This is a genomic window from Corynebacterium kozikiae (genome assembly GCF_024580965.1).
GTDB classification, from domain to species: domain Bacteria; phylum Actinomycetota; class Actinomycetes; order Mycobacteriales; family Mycobacteriaceae; genus Corynebacterium; species Corynebacterium kozikiae.
The window spans coordinates 385,397-401,153 of the sequence record NZ_JANIKJ010000001.1; the positions used below are offsets into that span (position 1 = coordinate 385,397).

Here is a 15,757-nt window from a genome sequence, read left to right on the forward strand (position 1 = left end):
GGCCAGAAACCGCGGGTACAACTTATGATTGATATCGTTGTGTGTTGAAGCGGCACGAAATCGAGTGTCGCGGGCAAGACGCCGGAGTTCTTTTGTGCCTCGGTGCCGTGCCAGATCCCTGAGAAAGGAAACGCCACCGTGGCTGAAAAGCTCAACTTTGATGAACTCAATGCTATCCAGCGCTACACCCAGTTCGTAGCATTCCGATCCCTGCCAGGTGCTTTGGGTACCGAGCGCGCGGAAATCATTGCGCAAGCCCAGGAATTCTTCGCTGCACTAGAGGCGGAAGGTGTGGTCACTGTCCGCGGAATCTACGACCTCTCCGGCGGGCGCCCAGAAGCAGACTTTGCCATCTGGTGGCACGCTGAAGAGTTCACCTCCCTGCAGAAGGCTTACTCAGACTTCCGCCGCGAGACCGTCCTGGGCCAGGTCAGCGAGGTCTTCTGGATCGGCAATGGCCTGCACCGCCCAAGCGAGTTCAACAAGTCCCACCTGCCGAGCTTCATCATGCACGAAGACCCAGGCGCGTGGGTAGTGGTGTACCCATTCGTGCGCTCCTACGACTGGTACATCATGGACCCACAGGAGCGCCGCCGCATCCTCTCCGAACACGGCCAAGCTGCACGCGACTACGCAGATGTCCGCGCCAACACAGTTCCTGCATTCGCACTGGGCGACTACGAGTGGTTGCTCGCATTCGAGGCACCCGAGCTGCACCGCATCGTGGACCTCATGCACCAGATGCGCTACACCGATGCGCGCCTGCATGTGCGTGAAGAGATCCCATTCTTCACCGGACGCCGCGTAGAGGACGTGGCAGAGCTCATTGCTGTGCTGCCATAACGAACGCAGGTTCAAGGGCTAAGCGCCACCGGTTTCGGTGGCGCTTTACTGTTCTACCGGCTGCTCGCTGAGGGTCAAGCTAATGGAATTGATGCAGTAGCGCAGGTCGGTGGGGGTGTTGTAGCCCTCCCCGGCGAACACATGCCCAAGGTGTGATTCGCAGTTGGCACACAGGACCTCCACGCGGTGCATGCCGAGCGAAAAGTCATCGCGTTCAATGATGCGGTCACCGGCCAAAGGGGAGAAGAATGAGGGCCAGCCGCAGTGAGAGTCGAACTTCTCGGTGGAACGAAACAGCTCAGCGCCACAGGCTTTGCACGAATAGATGCCCTCTGTAGTGGTATTTGTGTATTCACCCACATGAGGTGCTTCGGTGCCCGCCTGCCGCAGCACGCGGTACTCCTCGGCGCTGAGCCGCTGGCGCCATTCTGCGTCGGAAATGAGCTTGAAATCAGTCATGCTGCCCAGACTACTCATCCCCGCGCCGCACGCGCAGCCGCGTGAAAATAAGACCCTCCACGTGCACAAACTCCGGCTCCAAATGCACTGCGTGTTCAGGGGCGAACAAGGGATGCTCGATGTGCTCGCTGATCACAGGGGAGATGCTGAGGTGAAGCGTATCGACGAGCCCAGCACCCAGCAGCTCACTGTACACGTGCGGCCCTCCCTCCACGCTGACCCGTGCGGAATGGGGCAGGTGCTCGCGAAGAGCTGCTACTGCCTCGGCTCCTTCGCCCTTGTAGGTGATCGCGTGGGGGAGTGCGAGCTCAGTGCTGGTGGTGTGAACGCTTCCTCGGGTGAGCACTACGGTGTTTGGGTGTTGTGCGAGTTCCTGGAGGTGCACCGATTGCCTGATGGCATTGAGCGAGCGGTCCCACAGCACCAACGTTGGCAATGGAGCTTGGCCGCGGTTGGTGCGTTCTTGTTGCGCCTCTGGGGAAAGTTGCACTGGGCCGTAGGATTCCGCGTCTGCCGTGGTGGCGGTGACTAGGATGAGGTCGGCCCAGCTCCGTAGGGTGAGCAGCACTTGCTGGTCGAGCTCGTTGCCCAGGCCCCCGGAGGTGCCGCCCACCGTTGCTGCGCCGTTGAGTGATTGGATTGCTACGGCGCGGACGTCGGAGATTCCCACGTCTTTGGTGGGCCCGAGCAGGCGGGAAAGCAACGCGGAATGTGCATCGTGCATGTGAGGCCTCAATGGGGGTCGGATTGGCTTGGGTTTGGGTATGGAAACACCCCCAAGCGCTCGAAGTTGAGACACACTTGGGGGTGTGGTGGAGCGGATGACGAGACTCGAACTCGCGACCCTCACCTTGGCAAGGTGATGCGCTACCAACTGCGCTACATCCGCATGATCCGTATTTTGGGGAGTCTGGATCAGAAGACTCCGTGCGCGATACTGGGATTGAACCAGTGACCTCTTCCGTGTCAGGGAAGCGCTCTCCCGCTGAGCTAAACGCGCCGGTACGAGGTGGAAACGGGAATCGAACCCGTGTGCACGGTTTTGCAGACCGTTGCCTCACCACTCGGCCATTCCACCGCGGCGTTACCGCCTCAGGTACCGCGAAGTACGAAGTACCAGAGCGGATGACGAGACTCGAACTCGCGACCCTCACCTTGGCAAGGTGATGCGCTACCAACTGCGCTACATCCGCATGATCCGTATTTTGGGGAGTCTGGATCAAAAGACTCCGTGCGCGATACTGGGATTGAACCAGTGACCTCTTCCGTGTCAGGGAAGCGCTCTCCCGCTGAGCTAAACGCGCCCGGGATTCCTTATTCTCCGAGCCGCCCCATGGTGAAGGCGGATGGATAAAAAGAAATGGAGCGGATGACGAGACTCGAACTCGCGACCCTCACCTTGGCAAGGTGATGCGCTACCAACTGCGCTACATCCGCATGCAACCTTCGTTGCGATGAACAACATTAGCGTGACTTCCACGCCTGAGACAAATCCCCAGCAAGGTGCGGGTGTGCGGTGTAGTTGAGGTGAGTTTGCGGCATGGAGTCCGCTGTGGAGTGCGCTGTTGATGGTGGGGTTGGTTGATTTGGTGTTTGGTGCGCGCTGGGTGGCGCGCAAGTGGCGGATAACGTGCGGATTAGGCGTGAATGCCGCACCCGTGCTAGCTTTAAAACCTGTTGTGAGCAGGTCTTGCAACAACGCACAGTGAGCTTCACTGAAGAAGTGGTGCTTGCGGTCCTATGGCTCAGTGGAAGAGCGTTCCGTTCACACCGGAAAGGTCGCTGGTTCGATCCCAGCTAGGACCACCAATTTGAATGTAGAAACCCGCCGTGGCACAACGCCCGGCGGGTTTCCTGTTGGGGGTGGGGTGTTCCTGGGGCTTTTGTGCGTTGGTCGATAGTAGGCGTTGGTCGATACCTAAAGGTCGATAGGGCGCGATTTTCCCCGAAATCGCCCGGCCCTATCGACCAACGCGGCGCCCTATCGACTTTTAGCTATCTACCAACGCGTTCCGCGGCACCAAAGACCGGAGTTGAACCACCGGTAGTCGGTGGTTTCCCCAGAACACTCCGCAGTACCAACCCCCATCACTCGCATCGGTCACGTTCGAAGATGTGAGATGTTTCCCACATCTGGACCGGGGAACTTATCGCAATTCCGCTTCGACTACTGCTGTACCGACCCCGCACCTGGTGTTTTCTTGCTCATGGTCTTCTACGGACAACTAAGGAGATGCACTCTACGGGGTTGTGATGAATTGCGTGGGGTGGTGCTATGAGTGGGTTGAGTCCCCAAATACACCCCAAAACTCAAGGATTGGATTTTTAAATATGGGCAAGCGTTTCACCGGTGCCGTAGCCGCAACTGCGGTGCTGTGGGCAGGTTCGTTCGGTGCTGGAATCGCCGCAGCGCATGACTCGGTGCTGAGTACCTCGCCGGAGGCGGGCACTACCGTTGAGGCCTTCCCCGAAACTATTTCTTTTGTGTTCTCCGGTGAAGTGCAAGATGGCTTCAACACCATTGCCGTTACGGATCAGGCTCAAGGCAGCGTGGTGTTTGAAGGTGAGCCCGCGGTCGACGGTCAGAATGTCTCTATTGAGGTGCCAGAAGATCTCCAACTCGCCCCGGGGAAGTACACCGTCGGCTATCAGATCACCTCGTCTGACGGCCATGCGACCAGGGGAAGCTTCGAGTTCTCCTACGCCGGCGCAACCACCGCCACCGAAGCACAAGCCGAAACTGAACCCGCACCCGCACCCGCGCCAACGGCTAGTGAGGAAACCGCGAGTAATCAGGACACGGTGACGTCGGAAAGCGGCAGCAACCTGCCTTTGATCCTGGGTGCCGCAGTTGCCATTTTTGCGGCGGCGGGTGTGGCAGCGGTAGTGCTGCGCCGCCCCAAGCTCTAAGCCTTTAACCTCCATCTTTAAGTCAAGGAAGAGACATGCTGAACAACAACGTTAAGAAGTACCTGCTCACCTCGGGCGCGATTGCGCTGGCCTCGTTGGGGCTGGCGGCCTGCACAACCTCCGAGCGCGACTCCGAGATGAAGGTGGAAACCGCCACCTCCGCGGCCGTGCCGCACAGCGCCGCCGCTTCCTCGGCAACATCCGCCGAGTTAGGCGCCGCCGAGGATGCCGAGAGCGCACTGATCCTGAGCGGCGCGTACATCCGTGAGATGGCAGCGGATGCAGACATGACCGCGATTTTCGGCGAGCTCACCAACAACACCGAGCAGGACGTCACCGTGACCGGTCTGAGTGGCTCGATTCCCGCGCAGGCATACGAGATCCACGAGGTTGTGGACGGGCAGATGCGGCAGAAAGAGGGCGGCTTGGTGATTCCAGCGGGGGAGACCGTGGTGCTGGAGCCAGGCTCGGACCACTTCATGGTGCTGGGCGTGGTGACCCCCGTTGCCGCTGGTGACACCGCGGACATCACCCTCGAGGTGAGCGAACTCGGTTCTGTGAGCTTCACCGACGTGCCCGTGCGGACTGTCGCTGCCGGTGACGAAGAATACGCACACTAATCCACTCACCACCCTCCACCGCGAAACCCCAGCGTCATGCCTGAACAGACCAGCTCCCAACCTGCCCTGGTAACCCGCCGAGCCTTCCTCGCCGCCACCGCCGTGACTGCCACCGCAGCAACCGCGGCGTGCCAGGCAGACACCCAGCCAAGTGGCGCCGAAGCGGAAGGCACTCCAGGAAGCAGCGGTGCGCAGGGCATCCTCGGGACCGCAACGGTTGCGTTTGACGACGTGCACCAGGCCGGCATCGCAACACCGCCGCAGGCGCATTGCGAGATCCTGGGGCTCAATTTGCGGGCGGGAGTGGATCGGGCGGCGGCCACGCGCTTGCTGCGCCTGTGGACTGAGGACGCACGGGAGCTCACTCAGGGGCGCAACCCGGTGGGCTCCCTGGAGCCGGAGATGGTGAGCACCCCGGCGAACCTCACCGTCACCTGCGGAGTGGGGCAGCGCTTCTTCAGCATTATTGGGAAACAGGAGGAACGTCCGGAATGGCTGGCGGACCTGCCGGAGTTTTCCTTGGATCAGCTCAGCGCAGAGTACGGGCAGACGGACCTCATGCTGCAAATCTGTGGTGATGACCCTCTGTACGTGGCTTTTGCCAGCCGGCACATGGTGCGCTCGGGTGTCAGCTACGCACAGGTGGCCTGGGTGCAGCAGGGCTTCCTGAACGCCAATGGGGTGCTTGAGCCAGGGCAGACCCCACGCAATCTGTTTGGGCAAAAAGACGGCACGGTGAACCCGCGAAGCGACAGAGAGTTCGACGAGCAGGTCTGGATTGCCGAGGAAGGCCCGCAGTGGCTACGCGGCGGAACCGCCATGGTGTTGCGTCGCATTGCTATGAACCTGGACACCTGGGAGATGCTGGATCGTGCGTCGCGCGAAAACGCGGTTGGCCGCACATTGGACACCGGCGCGCCCCTTGGTGGCAGTGATGAGTTTGATCAGGCAAACTTCGACGCGCGCGACGAACATGGCCTGCCGGTGATTGATCCCCGCAGTCACATGGCGCTCGCCGCACCGCCTGGTGACCAGCCGGAACAGCGGATGCGCCGGCGCGCGTACAACTATTTCCAGCCGCCCGTGCCTGGCAGTGAACAGCTCAGCAACGCCGGACTGCTTTTTGCTTGCTTCCAAAAGGACCCACGGACATCCTTTATTCCGATTCAGCGCAGGTTGGACCAATCGGACCGGCTCAATGAGTGGATCACCCATGTGGGCTCTGCCGTGTACGCCATATTCCCCGGGGTCGGCCAGGCGCAGGGGCAGGATGGCTTCTGGGGGCAGCGCCTACTGGAAGGGGCCTAACGGGAAGGGGCCCAGTGGGAAGAAAAAGCGTCGGGGTGCGCCGCATTTGACCCGGCATTTTTGGCTCGCCACTCTCGACCAAGCCCTTCGCGATTGCGGCGCATAGCTTTGTGCCCTTGGCGTGCGGAAAGTAGAGTGGGGAAGTTGAACATGCACTACGCCTTTTGGCGCCGAAAAGCTGCGTGCAAGGGGATTGATCCCCGTGGCTTTTCGGCGACGCCAAATCCTGCGGTGGGTGCTGGGCAAACACACTTTTCGTAGCGTACTCGTCCAGGTATGACGGGTGCGCATGAGCGCAGTAAAGGAGCGCGACCTTCCATGGTTTCAGAACACATCACGGCACAACCATTGCCCGCCTTCACCGTCCCAGCAGGAACCGCTGCCGGTGCGGCTATGCGTGAGCTAGAACTGCCAAACAAGGGCCCAGAGGCCATTGTTTGCGTTAAAGACGAGCAGGGCAACCTCAAGGACCTTTCCTTTGTCCCCGAGGTTGATACCGTGGTTACGCCGGTGCCAGCAAACTCCGAGGAAGGCCGCGCTGTGATCCGCCACTCCTGCACTCACGTTCTCGCGCAGGCTGTGCAGGCGGAGTTCCCAGGCGCAAAACTGGGTATCGGACCAGCCATTGAAAACGGCTTCTACTACGACTTTGACGTAGCAGAACCCTTCACCCCAGAAGATCTGAAGACGTTGGAAAAGCGGATGAAGAAGATCATCAAGCAGGGGCAGAAGTTTGAGCGCCGCGTCTACGCCTCCCAAGAGGAAGCCGCCGAGGCTCTCAAGAATGAGCCGTACAAGCTTGAGCTCATCCAGGACAAGGGCAACGTTGATCCCAACTCCGACGAAGCCACCGAGGTCGGTGCCGGCGAGCTCACGGGCTACTACAACCTCAACCCGCGGACCGGTGAAGTGGAGTGGTACGACCTCTGCCGCGGCCCCCACGTACCAACCACCAAGTACATCCCAGCATTCGCCCTCACCCGTTCCTCCGCCGCATACTGGCGGGGTGATCAATCCCTGGCCGGTCTGCAGCGTATCTACGGCACCGCGTGGGAATCCCAGGAAGCCCTGGATGAATACCAACACATGCTGGCGGAGGCGGAGAAGCGCGATCACCGACGCCTCGGCTCGGAGCTGGACCTGTTCAGCTTCCCAGATGAGATCGGCTCTGGTTTCCCCGTGTTCCACCCCAACGGCGGCATTGTGCGTCTTGAAATGGAGGAGCACTCCAGGCGGCGCCACATTGCTGCCGGGTACTCCTTTGTGAACACCCCTCACATCACCAAGGGCGATCTCTTTGAAAAGTCCGGCCACCTGGACTTCTACGCGGACGGCATGTTCCCCCCAATGCAGCTTGACGGCGAGCATGATGAAGATGGCAACGTGACCAAGCCGGCGCAGGACTATTACGCCAAGCCAATGAACTGCCCGATGCACAACTTGATCTTCGCGTCCCGCGGGCGTTCCTACCGCGAGCTGCCGCTGCGCCTGTTCGAGTTCGGCACCGTGTACCGCTACGAAAAGTCAGGTGTGATCCACGGCCTCACCCGCGCCCGTGGCTTCACCCAGGATGACGCGCACATTTACTGCACCGAGGATCAGCTTGAAGCAGAGCTCACCACGGTCTTGGAGTTCATCATTTCCCTGCTCAAGGACTACGGTCTCGATGACTTCTACCTAGAGCTTTCCACCAAGGACCCAAACAAGTTCGTGGGTTCGGATGAGATCTGGGAGCGCTCCACGGAGATCCTCCAGCGAGTTGCAACCAATTCCGGCCTTGAGCTCGTACCAGATCCTGCGGGTGCTGCATTTTATGGGCCGAAGATTTCCGTGCAGGCGCGTGACGCCATCGGCCGCACCTGGCAAATGTCTACGGTTCAGTTGGATTTCAACCTGCCGGAGCGCTTTGATCTGGAGTACACCGCCCCAGACGGCACCAAGAAGAAGCCGATCATGATCCACCGTGCCCTGTTCGGTTCTATCGAGCGTTTCTTTGGCGTGCTGCTGGAACACTACGCCGGTGCGTTCCCTGCATGGCTCGCTCCCCAGCAGGTGATCGGTATTCCCGTTGCGGACGCTTTCATTCCGCACTTGGAGGAAGTCACCAAGGCGCTGCGCGAAAAGGGTATTCGTGCAACGGTGGATACCTCAGATGACCGCATGCAGAAGAAGATCCGCAATCACACCACCGGCAAGGTGCCGTTCATGCTGCTCGCCGGCGCGCGCGACGTTGAAGCTGGCGCCGTGAGCTTCCGCTTCCTCGATGGCACCCAGGTCAATGGCGTCCCTACGGACAAGGCTGTGGAGTTGATTGCCTCGTGGGTTGCGCAGCGCAACAATGAGCAGCCAACGGAAGAGAATGTGCAGGAAGCCCTGGCCTAAAGGCAAGTCTCAAGGCAATACAGCCCACAATAGGTGTCATTAAAGGGAAAGGTTGGGATCATGGGTGCGGAATCGCCGAACACGGCTTCGCATGGAGAACCGGAAGCGGGCCCCTATGTGGACCAAGGCGTAGGTACGCCCGATTTGCTCACTCGGCTGTGGGCACCTTACCGCATGGCGTACATCGTCAAAGACGCCGCGGATTCACCAGGCGGGTCCCGCCGCAATCCCTTTGTGTCCCTGCCCGAGCATTCCGATGAGGAGTCGCTGATCGTGGCTAGGGGCGAGCACGTCTACTGCGTGCTCAACCTGTACCCCTACAATCCTGGGCACATGCTCGTGGTGCCATACCGCGAGGTGTCGGAGCTCGAATTGCTCACCGAAGCGGAGTCCCACGAGCTGCTTGCGTTCGCACAGAGGGCAATCAGGGCACTCAAGGAGGTTTCGCGTCCCGACGCGGTCAATGCGGGCTTCAACTTGGGGCGCGCCTCCGGAGGATCGGTTGCGCAGCACTTGCACATGCACATCGTGCCCAGGTGGAGCGGGGATGCAAACTTCATGACGGTGATCGACGGCACCAAGGTGCTCCCACAGACATTGAAAGAAACCCGCGCGCTACTGGCGGATGCCTGGGTCAACCTCCCCCCAGCTCCAGCGGCCCCGACCGCCCCCAACGATGCTGCCCAAAACGGAGAAGCTCATGCTTAGTGTGCGCGGGCGAAAGCCCGCTGCAGTGGTTGTGGAGCCGGTTGCGCGAGCGCTGCTCAAGGTGGGATTCACGCCGAACACGATCACCTTGGTGGGAACAGTCATCACCATCGCCATTGCAGTGGTACTGATCCCCACCGGCCATCTGGTTGCCGCCGCGGTTCTTTCCGGGCTCTTCGCCGCCTTTGACATGATTGATGGCACCATGGCGCGGCTGCGCGGCGGCGGCACAAAATTTGGTGCAACGCTTGACGCAACCTGTGACCGTCTTACCGACGGCGCCCTGTTTGCCGCAATCACCTGGTGGCTGATCTACAGTTACCAGGCACACCCGGCTTTGGTGGTCGCGTCATTTGTGGTGCTGGTGTGCTCACAAGTGATCTCCTACGTAAAAGCCCGCGGCGAGGCCTCCGGATTCACCATGATTGGTGGCTTGGTGGAGCGCCCAGAGCGGCTCATCTTGGGCCTCGGTGGCCTGGGGCTGCAGGGCTTCGGCGTTCCCTACGCTATCGACGTTGCCCTCTGGCTCCTTGCCGCCGGCAGCGCATTCACCGTGGTACAGCGCCTGCACATGGCGGCGGATTCTCCGCTGGCCAAAGAAAAAACCGCACCACCCGCCGGCGCGGAAACCACCTCCGGTGAAAGCGCGTAGCGAGCATGGCAAGATTTCCACTCGGTGCGCCCGTACATTTGCGCCAGGAACTCGCAGCCCAGGCATACCTTTTGGGTTGGCGGCTGGTGCGTGCCCTCCCGCTACCTGTGGCAGAAAAACTCTTCCAATTCGGTGCAGACTTGGCAAGCGGCAATGGCCGCAAGCTCCCGCAGTTGCGCAAAAACCTTGCCAGGGTGGTGGGGTCGGATCAAGTGAATGACGCATTGGTGCAAGCCTCCATGCGCTCCTATGCACGGTATTGGCTGGAGGCGTTCCGCCTGCCGTCCATGGTGCACAGCCCCAAGGCGTATGCGCGGGTCACTTCCAAGCTCAGCCAGGCGGTGCACGGGGAGCAACATTTGCGCGATTCTTTTGCCCAGGGCAAAGGGGTGGTGCTGGTGCTTCCTCATTCCGGTAACTGGGATATGGCCGGGGTGTACTTGGTCCATGAACTTGGAACGTTTAGCACCGTTGCCGAACGTCTCCAACCAGAGCGGCTGTACCAAGCATTCGTGGACTTCCGGGAATCCTTGGGCTTTGAAGTCCTCCCGCACACTGGCGGAGTAGTGCGACCATTCGACGTTCTTTGCCAGCGCCTGCGTGAAGGCAAGGTGGTGTGTCTGCTAGGGGAGCGGGACCTCAAGGCTTCGGGCCACGAAGTGGAGTTTTTTGGTGAAACTGCGCGAATGCCGGTTGGTGCGGTGAAGCTGGCGCAGGAAACCGGTGCGGCCCTGCATGTGGTGCACTGCTGGTTTGAACCCGATGGGTGGGGCTTTAGCATCTCTGAGCAGGTCCCCACCGCGGAAGGCGAGCATGGGCTGGAATCCGCGATGCGGCAAGTGGCCCACATCATGGAAAGCAACATTGCAGCTCACCCCGAGGATTGGCACATGCTCCAACCATTGTGGATTGCCGATCTTGACGCACGCCGCTACGCTCGTGGCCTAAAGCGTGACGCTGAATGACCAGCCTCGTGACGCGTCACCAGCCAGCACCACCAGAAGAGGAATAAGACCGCATGCGCATCGGTATTGTGTGCCCGTACTCTTTCGACGAACCCGGGGGAGTACAAGCCCACATCCTCGATCTGGCACAGATCCTGATCCGTAGGGGCCATCAGGTGCAGGTCATTGGTCCGTGTTCGGCCAAGACCCAGGTGCCGGAGTTTGTCACAAAAGGCGGGCGAAGTATTCCGATTCCGTACAACGGTTCCGTCGCAAGACTCGCCTTTGGGCCCCAGGTGTTTCGCCGGGTGCGCAGCTTTATTCAGCAGGGCGATTTCGATGTGCTGCATATCCATGAGCCGAACTCGCCTAGCTTTTCGCTTGCTGCCTTGAGGCTGGCACGGGGCCCGATTGTTGCCACCTACCATGCGTCGAGTAGCGGATCGAAGTTGCTGAAAGTAGCTCTGCCTCTACTTCGCGGCTCGCTGGAGAAGATCCGCGGCGGCATTGCCGTATCGGAAATGGCGCGGCGCTGGCAGGTGGAACAACTTGGCGGGGATCCGGTGCTGATCCCCAACGGCGTGGATACGCAGGTGTATCGCCAGGCATTGGTAGACGTCGGAACTGCGGCGCCGGCACAGGAACGCCCAGTGGAGATCGCTTTCTTGGGCCGCCTTGGTGAGTCCCGAAAAGGTCTGCAGATTCTCCTGGACTCCCTGCGGTATTTGGCGCGTCCCGCCACGATCACGGTGATGGGCGGCGGTACGCCACCTCCGCTGGCGCCGAACCAAGTCTCACCTGGGGTGGAGGTGCGTTTTGCTGGCCGGGTGAGTGATGAGGAAAAGGCGAGGCTGCTGGCACAAGCGGACATCTACGTTGCGCCGAACACCGGCGGGGAAAGCTTTGGGATCGTGCTCGTGGAAGCGATGGCTGCGGGTTGCGCGGTGGTTGCCAGTGACCTTGAAGCCTTCGCCGCGGTCTGCGACGCCCAAGGGGAGCAACCCGCCGGCATGCTGTTTCGCAACGGCGACCCCAAGGACCTCGCTCGCGTGTTGCGCAGTCTGATCGATTCCCCGCAGAAGCGTGCGGATCTGCAACGCGCGGGGGAGCTTCGCGCGCAGCTCTACGACTGGGAGCGAGTAGCCACCCTGATCACCAGGGTGTATGAAACTGTTGTGGCAGATGAGAAGGTAGAAGCGTAAATGAGCACTGCACTGTTAGTCCTCCTCGCTGTGCTTATCACGGCGTTTTTGGGCTGGGCTTGGAACACGGCGCAGCGCCTGAACAGGCTGCACATCCGTACCGACGCCGCCCTCCAGGCCCTCCAGGCCGCATTGGATCGCCGCGCCGCCTTGAGCGCGGCCCTGATTCCTTCCAGTGCAGGACAAGCGGCAAAAGCCCAGGCAGTGCAACTGCGCTACGCCACGTTTGCTGAGCGCGGGGAGAAGGAGTGGCCCATCTCTCAGGCCATCGAGGATCTTGGTGAAAAGGTGCCAGCGGCACTCACGGACGCCGAAGCCCGCCTGCACCTTGCGGTGCGCTTTTACAACGACGCGGTGGCAGATACCCGCGCGCTTCGGACGAGGCCCCTGGTCCGAGTGATGCGCCTCGGTGGAACAGCCAGCTTGCCCGAGTATTTTGAACTGCTCAGCGCTGCTAGCCCATCCAGTACTTCTAGTCCTTCTTAGGCACCCGGGTGCCGCGCCTGGCCTCCTGAATCGCCCATGCTACAGCGACCACGGTGAGGATGAAGATGAGGAGGTTGCGTGCTGCCAGCACCGCCGGTTGCAGCAGAGAACCGCCCAGCTCTGGGTTCAATATTTGGTCGTACATAAACGGGTAGACCATCAGAGACATCACTGCAACTACCATGGTGCCCCATACGAGCGTGCTCAGCGCCTTGCTGCGAGGCATTTTTTGCAACGCCACTGCCAGGATGGGGCCCAGCCACAGCACATACTGGGTGGAAAATACCTTGTTGGTGCACAGCAGCAGGAAAATCAGAGCGATCCACAGCGCCAGGGTGGCTTGAGGGGAAACATTCCCACGGAACAGGCTCCACAGCGCCCACCCGATGGCGAAGGCTAGCATGCCCACCGTGGCAGCGTCCGTGATGGTGATCGCCAGATCTACGTGGGGGCCAAAAATCTCAAAGCTCTTGGAAGGTGCGTAGCTCACCGTCCAGGTTTCGGGGTGGAAGTAGCGCAGCACCATCAGTGGGCTTGCGGCCACGGACTCAATTTGCAGGCCGCGGTCACCTTGGTAATCCAGCGGGGAAAGTACCCGATCAGCGCCAAAGAACACCCAGATGCTCGCGCACAGCGCAAGCAGCGTTGCCGCGAACGTGCCTACCGACACCCATGTTGTGGAGTTCCGCCAGCCTCGCACCAGCCCCACACCCAACACACCGGGCCAAAGTTTCATTGTGGTGGCAAAAGCGAGCAATGTTGACGCCAGCGCGGGAAAACGGAACAACGCCATTGCAGCCCAACCCACCACCACCGCGGTGAAACTATCCAGGCGAAGAATGTGCAGGTGTGCCAGCAGCGGTGGGAAAACTATCCAGAACCAGCAGGCAGCCAACGTCGGAACCCCGCCGCGCTTGCCGTACTGCAGTGAGCGGAGAAACACGGCGTCGAAAAGCAGCACTAACCCAATGAACGCTGCGATGAAGTGTTCTTCATTCTGACCGGCGAACGCATTGGCTGTCATCGCCGGAAGTAGGCCGGTGAGGGGATATTCGCGCAGGGCAGCGGGATCGGAGCTGTTCAGGTTGGTGAAATAGTACTTCACGTCCCCGAGCGGCATGAGGTTTAGTGTGGTGACAAAGCCCAACACAGCCCTGGCCAACACCCAGGCCAGCCACTGTAGCCAGGTGCGACCCAGCAGAGGGGGGCGGGGTTTGCTCGCGGATGGGGTGATGGCCGCGGATGAGGAGTTGCGCACGCAAAAATCATAGCGATGTGTACTCAATCCGGCGGTTGGCACGCGGTTTCTGTAACATCGCACGCAGGTGAGAGAAGGAAGGTGGACTGTGATGGCGCAACTCGAGGACCGCGAACAGAAGCGCACTGCCGAACCCCGGCCGAAGGTGCCCGAGGGCGGCTTTGAGAACGGGATTGAAAAGGTTTTGGACCTGGAAACCATTGACCGCAACCTCTACCGCGGTCCCGTGGTGCCTTCCCTGTTTACCAGGACGTTCGGTGGCCAGGTGGCCGCCCAGGCATTGGTAGCCGCCACGCGGTCCGCGGATCCCGCCTACAAGCTGCACTCGCTGCACTCCTACTTCCTACGCCCAGGAAATCCCAAGCAGCCGACCATTTTTGAAGTAGAGACGTTGCGCGAAGGCCGCAGCTTCAGCGTGTGCCAAGTCGCGGGCATTCAGGACGGCAAGGTCATCTTCAACATGCACGCGAGCTTCCACATCCGCGGTGATGAAGGCATTGTCCACTCCGACCAAATGCCCAACGTGGCCGACCCGGATTCACTCCCACCGGCGGAGGGACTCACCCCAGGCCAGCGCGCGCTGCTCGGGGAATGGACAAACTTTGACCTGCGGGTCGCGCAGCTTGAGGACCAAGGAGCAGAAACGACGCCACCAACTCGGCAGCTCGTGTGGTTCAAAGCAAAAAACGCGCTGCCGGACGATGAAAACTTCCACATGTGCACGCTCACATACATGTCTGACATGACGTTGCTCCACTCCGCCATTGCGCGGCATCCCAAGGCAAAGGTCCAGATGGCCTCATTGGACCACGCGATTTGGTTCCTGCGCCCATTCCGCGCCGACGAATGGTTGCTCTATGACCAGGTTTCCCCCTCTGCCGCACATGGGCGTGCCCTGACCCAGGGGCAAGTATTCAACCATGCCGGCGAGCTGGTAGCGGTGGTCACGCAAGAAGGGCTCACACGGTTCTTCAATGAACCCAAGTAATGGGGTTCGGTGTGGATCGCGTATAATCGCCACAGCGAAATGTAGCGAAACGTGCAGTGTCCGGCTGCACGTCGCTGCGCATCAAGGATAAGGGAGACAAGGAACGCTATGTCAGGCCACTCTAAATGGGCAACCACCAAGCATAAGAAGGCCGCAAACGATGCAAAGCGTGGCAAGGAATTTGCCAAGCTGATCAAGAACATCGAGGTTGCGGCACGGACCGGCGGTGGTGACCCAGCGGCTAACCCAACCTTGGACGATATGATCCGCAAGGCCAAGAAGGCCTCCGTGCCCAATGACAACATTGAGCGCGCCCGCAAGCGCGGCTCCGGCGAGGAAGCCGGCGGCGCTGACTGGCAGACCATTATGTACGAGGGCTACGGCCCCAACGGCGTTGCAGTGCTGATTGAATGTCTCACCGACAACCGCAACCGAGCTGCCACCGAAGTACGCACCGCCATGTCAAAAAATGGCGGCAACATGGCCGAGTCCGGTGCCGTGAGCTACATGTTTAACCGCCGCGGCGTGGTAACTGTGCAGCAGGGGGATCTGAGTGAAGATGACCTCCTCCTTGCGGTCCTCGACGCCGGGGCTGAGGAAGTAGTCCAGGTGGGAGAGGTCTTTGAAATCCTCTCCGCGCCTGGTGACATGCCTGCGATCAAGGAAGCTCTGGCCGATGCCGGCATTGAGGTTGAGGAGGCTGAGTCCGACTTCCGTGCTGACGTGCTGGTGCCGCTGGATGCTGACGGTGCCCGCAAGATTTTCCGCCTCATCGATGCCCTTGAAGATTCCGATGATGTGCAAAACGTCTACACGAACATGGACCTTAGTGAGGACGTGCTGGCGCAGCTTGAGGACTAATTTCTTAGCCCGAGCTCTGGTTTGAGCCTAGGTGCCTGCCCCGTGTTGCGAAACTTGGGGTAGGCACCTACGCTTTGCCCAGAAATTCGCATATTTGTGCTAAGTTGTGTTGGTGATGCGCCGCAACTGAGGCACA

At 60.3% G+C, this 15,757-nt stretch carries 15 protein-coding genes and 7 tRNA genes; 13 read left to right on the top strand and 9 right to left on the bottom strand.

Features of this window, described 5'->3' with window-relative positions; all coding sequences use genetic code 11:
* The first annotated feature begins 138 nt into the window (after positions 1-138).
* Complete coding sequence (gene hemQ / locus NQ018_RS01725) at positions 139-843, top strand: hydrogen peroxide-dependent heme synthase (RefSeq protein ID WP_257057828.1); 705 nt, start codon at positions 139-141, stop codon at positions 841-843.
* Between the two features lie 45 nt (positions 844-888).
* On the opposite strand, the gene msrB is transcribed toward hemQ, so the two are convergent.
* The 8 genes from msrB to NQ018_RS01765 form a co-directional block, all read right to left on the bottom strand.
* The gene (gene msrB / locus NQ018_RS01730) at positions 889-1,302 is read right to left on the bottom strand and encodes a peptide-methionine (R)-S-oxide reductase MsrB (protein ID WP_257038908.1); all 414 of its coding nucleotides are present in this window, start codon (positions 1,300-1,302) and stop codon (positions 889-891) included.
* A 10-nt stretch (positions 1,303-1,312) separates the two neighbouring features.
* Entirely contained in the window at positions 1,313-2,026 is a 714-nt protein-coding gene (locus NQ018_RS01735; protein ID WP_257057830.1) for a dihydrofolate reductase family protein, read from the bottom strand.
* A gap of 89 nt (positions 2,027-2,115) precedes the next feature.
* Positions 2,116-2,191 (bottom strand) — tRNA-Gly (locus NQ018_RS01740).
* A 39-nt stretch (positions 2,192-2,230) separates the two neighbouring features.
* Positions 2,231-2,302: transfer RNA gene (locus tag NQ018_RS01745), tRNA-Val, on the bottom strand.
* A 7-nt stretch (positions 2,303-2,309) separates the two neighbouring features.
* Positions 2,310-2,380: transfer RNA gene (locus tag NQ018_RS01750), tRNA-Cys, on the bottom strand.
* 42 nt (positions 2,381-2,422) lie between these two features.
* Positions 2,423-2,495, bottom strand: a tRNA-Gly gene (locus tag NQ018_RS01755).
* A 39-nt stretch (positions 2,496-2,534) separates the two neighbouring features.
* Positions 2,535-2,606, bottom strand: a tRNA-Val gene (locus NQ018_RS01760).
* A gap of 57 nt (positions 2,607-2,663) precedes the next feature.
* Positions 2,664-2,739 (bottom strand) — tRNA-Gly (locus tag NQ018_RS01765).
* Positions 2,740-3,036: 297 nt separating this feature from the next.
* On the opposite strand from NQ018_RS01765, the gene NQ018_RS01770 reads away from it, so the two are divergent.
* From NQ018_RS01770 to NQ018_RS01815, 10 genes are all read left to right on the top strand, one after another.
* Positions 3,037-3,111: transfer RNA gene (locus tag NQ018_RS01770), tRNA-Val, on the top strand.
* Positions 3,112-3,633: 522 nt separating this feature from the next.
* Entirely contained in the window at positions 3,634-4,212 is a 579-nt protein-coding gene (locus NQ018_RS01775; protein ID WP_257057832.1) for a copper resistance CopC family protein, read from the top strand.
* A 35-nt stretch (positions 4,213-4,247) separates the two neighbouring features.
* A complete protein-coding gene (locus NQ018_RS01780; RefSeq protein WP_257057834.1) occupies positions 4,248-4,832 on the top strand; it encodes a copper chaperone PCu(A)C in 585 nt (194 codons plus the stop codon).
* 36 nt (positions 4,833-4,868) lie between these two features.
* Complete coding sequence (locus NQ018_RS01785) at positions 4,869-6,140, top strand: Dyp-type peroxidase (protein ID WP_257057837.1); 1,272 nt, start codon at positions 4,869-4,871, stop codon at positions 6,138-6,140.
* A 318-nt stretch (positions 6,141-6,458) separates the two neighbouring features.
* Positions 6,459-8,522: a threonine--tRNA ligase gene (gene thrS, locus NQ018_RS01790; RefSeq protein WP_257057839.1), complete on the top strand. Its 2,064-nt coding sequence runs from the start codon at positions 6,459-6,461 to the stop codon at positions 8,520-8,522.
* Between the two features lie 60 nt (positions 8,523-8,582).
* Positions 8,583-9,230, top strand: coding sequence for an HIT family protein (locus tag NQ018_RS01795; RefSeq protein ID WP_257057843.1), 648 nt, complete (start codon positions 8,583-8,585; stop codon positions 9,228-9,230).
* Positions 9,223-9,882, top strand: coding sequence for a phosphatidylinositol phosphate synthase (pgsA, locus tag NQ018_RS01800; RefSeq protein WP_257057845.1), 660 nt, complete (start codon positions 9,223-9,225; stop codon positions 9,880-9,882). The genes NQ018_RS01795 and pgsA overlap by 8 nt, the downstream gene beginning before the upstream one ends.
* Before the next feature lie 5 nt (positions 9,883-9,887).
* Positions 9,888-10,847 (top strand): phosphatidylinositol mannoside acyltransferase, encoded by a 960-nt coding sequence (locus NQ018_RS01805; protein ID WP_257057847.1) that lies wholly within the window; start codon positions 9,888-9,890, stop codon positions 10,845-10,847.
* A gap of 53 nt (positions 10,848-10,900) precedes the next feature.
* Positions 10,901-12,028 (top strand): glycosyltransferase family 4 protein, encoded by a 1,128-nt coding sequence (locus tag NQ018_RS01810; RefSeq protein ID WP_257057850.1) that lies wholly within the window; start codon positions 10,901-10,903, stop codon positions 12,026-12,028.
* Positions 12,029-12,514: a hypothetical protein gene (locus tag NQ018_RS01815; RefSeq protein ID WP_257057852.1), complete on the top strand. Its 486-nt coding sequence runs from the start codon at positions 12,029-12,031 to the stop codon at positions 12,512-12,514.
* Here NQ018_RS01815 and NQ018_RS01820 read toward each other — a convergent pair.
* Positions 12,501-13,772 carry a glycosyltransferase family protein gene (locus NQ018_RS01820; RefSeq protein WP_257057854.1) on the bottom strand — a complete coding sequence of 424 codons (1,272 nt, stop codon included), beginning with the start codon at positions 13,770-13,772 and terminating at the stop codon, positions 12,501-12,503. The genes NQ018_RS01815 and NQ018_RS01820 overlap by 14 nt on opposite strands.
* A gap of 91 nt (positions 13,773-13,863) precedes the next feature.
* Here NQ018_RS01820 and NQ018_RS01825 point away from each other — a divergent pair, with 91 nt between their 5' ends.
* Together NQ018_RS01825 and NQ018_RS01830 are read left to right on the top strand one after the other, a co-directional pair.
* Positions 13,864-14,760 carry an acyl-CoA thioesterase gene (locus NQ018_RS01825; RefSeq protein WP_257057856.1) on the top strand — a complete coding sequence of 299 codons (897 nt, stop codon included), beginning with the start codon at positions 13,864-13,866 and terminating at the stop codon, positions 14,758-14,760.
* Between the two features lie 108 nt (positions 14,761-14,868).
* On the top strand, positions 14,869-15,621 hold the full coding sequence (locus NQ018_RS01830; RefSeq protein WP_257038922.1) for a YebC/PmpR family DNA-binding transcriptional regulator: 753 nt from the start codon (positions 14,869-14,871) through the stop codon (positions 15,619-15,621).
* The last annotated feature ends 136 nt before the right edge of the window (positions 15,622-15,757 follow it).

What these genes read in the sequence shown, in the direction of transcription:
- msrB (WP_257038908.1), bottom strand. Translation starts at nt 1,302, where the DNA reads ATGACTGATTTCAAGCTCATTTCCGACGCAGAATGGCGCCAGCGGCTC.
- NQ018_RS01735 (WP_257057830.1), bottom strand. Translation starts at nt 2,026, where the DNA reads ATGCACGATGCACATTCCGCGTTGCTTTCCCGCCTGCTCGGGCCCACC.
- NQ018_RS01775 (WP_257057832.1), top strand. Translation starts at nt 3,634, where the DNA reads ATGGGCAAGCGTTTCACCGGTGCCGTAGCCGCAACTGCGGTGCTGTGG.
- NQ018_RS01780 (WP_257057834.1), top strand. Translation starts at nt 4,248, where the DNA reads ATGCTGAACAACAACGTTAAGAAGTACCTGCTCACCTCGGGCGCGATT.
- NQ018_RS01785 (WP_257057837.1), top strand. Translation starts at nt 4,869, where the DNA reads ATGCCTGAACAGACCAGCTCCCAACCTGCCCTGGTAACCCGCCGAGCC.
- thrS (WP_257057839.1), top strand. Translation starts at nt 6,459, where the DNA reads ATGGTTTCAGAACACATCACGGCACAACCATTGCCCGCCTTCACCGTC.
- NQ018_RS01795 (WP_257057843.1), top strand. Translation starts at nt 8,583, where the DNA reads ATGGGTGCGGAATCGCCGAACACGGCTTCGCATGGAGAACCGGAAGCG.
- pgsA (WP_257057845.1), top strand. Translation starts at nt 9,223, where the DNA reads ATGCTTAGTGTGCGCGGGCGAAAGCCCGCTGCAGTGGTTGTGGAGCCG.
- NQ018_RS01805 (WP_257057847.1), top strand. Translation starts at nt 9,888, where the DNA reads ATGGCAAGATTTCCACTCGGTGCGCCCGTACATTTGCGCCAGGAACTC.
- NQ018_RS01810 (WP_257057850.1), top strand. Translation starts at nt 10,901, where the DNA reads ATGCGCATCGGTATTGTGTGCCCGTACTCTTTCGACGAACCCGGGGGA.
- NQ018_RS01815 (WP_257057852.1), top strand. Translation starts at nt 12,029, where the DNA reads ATGAGCACTGCACTGTTAGTCCTCCTCGCTGTGCTTATCACGGCGTTT.
- NQ018_RS01825 (WP_257057856.1), top strand. Translation starts at nt 13,864, where the DNA reads ATGGCGCAACTCGAGGACCGCGAACAGAAGCGCACTGCCGAACCCCGG.
- NQ018_RS01830 (WP_257038922.1), top strand. Translation starts at nt 14,869, where the DNA reads ATGTCAGGCCACTCTAAATGGGCAACCACCAAGCATAAGAAGGCCGCA.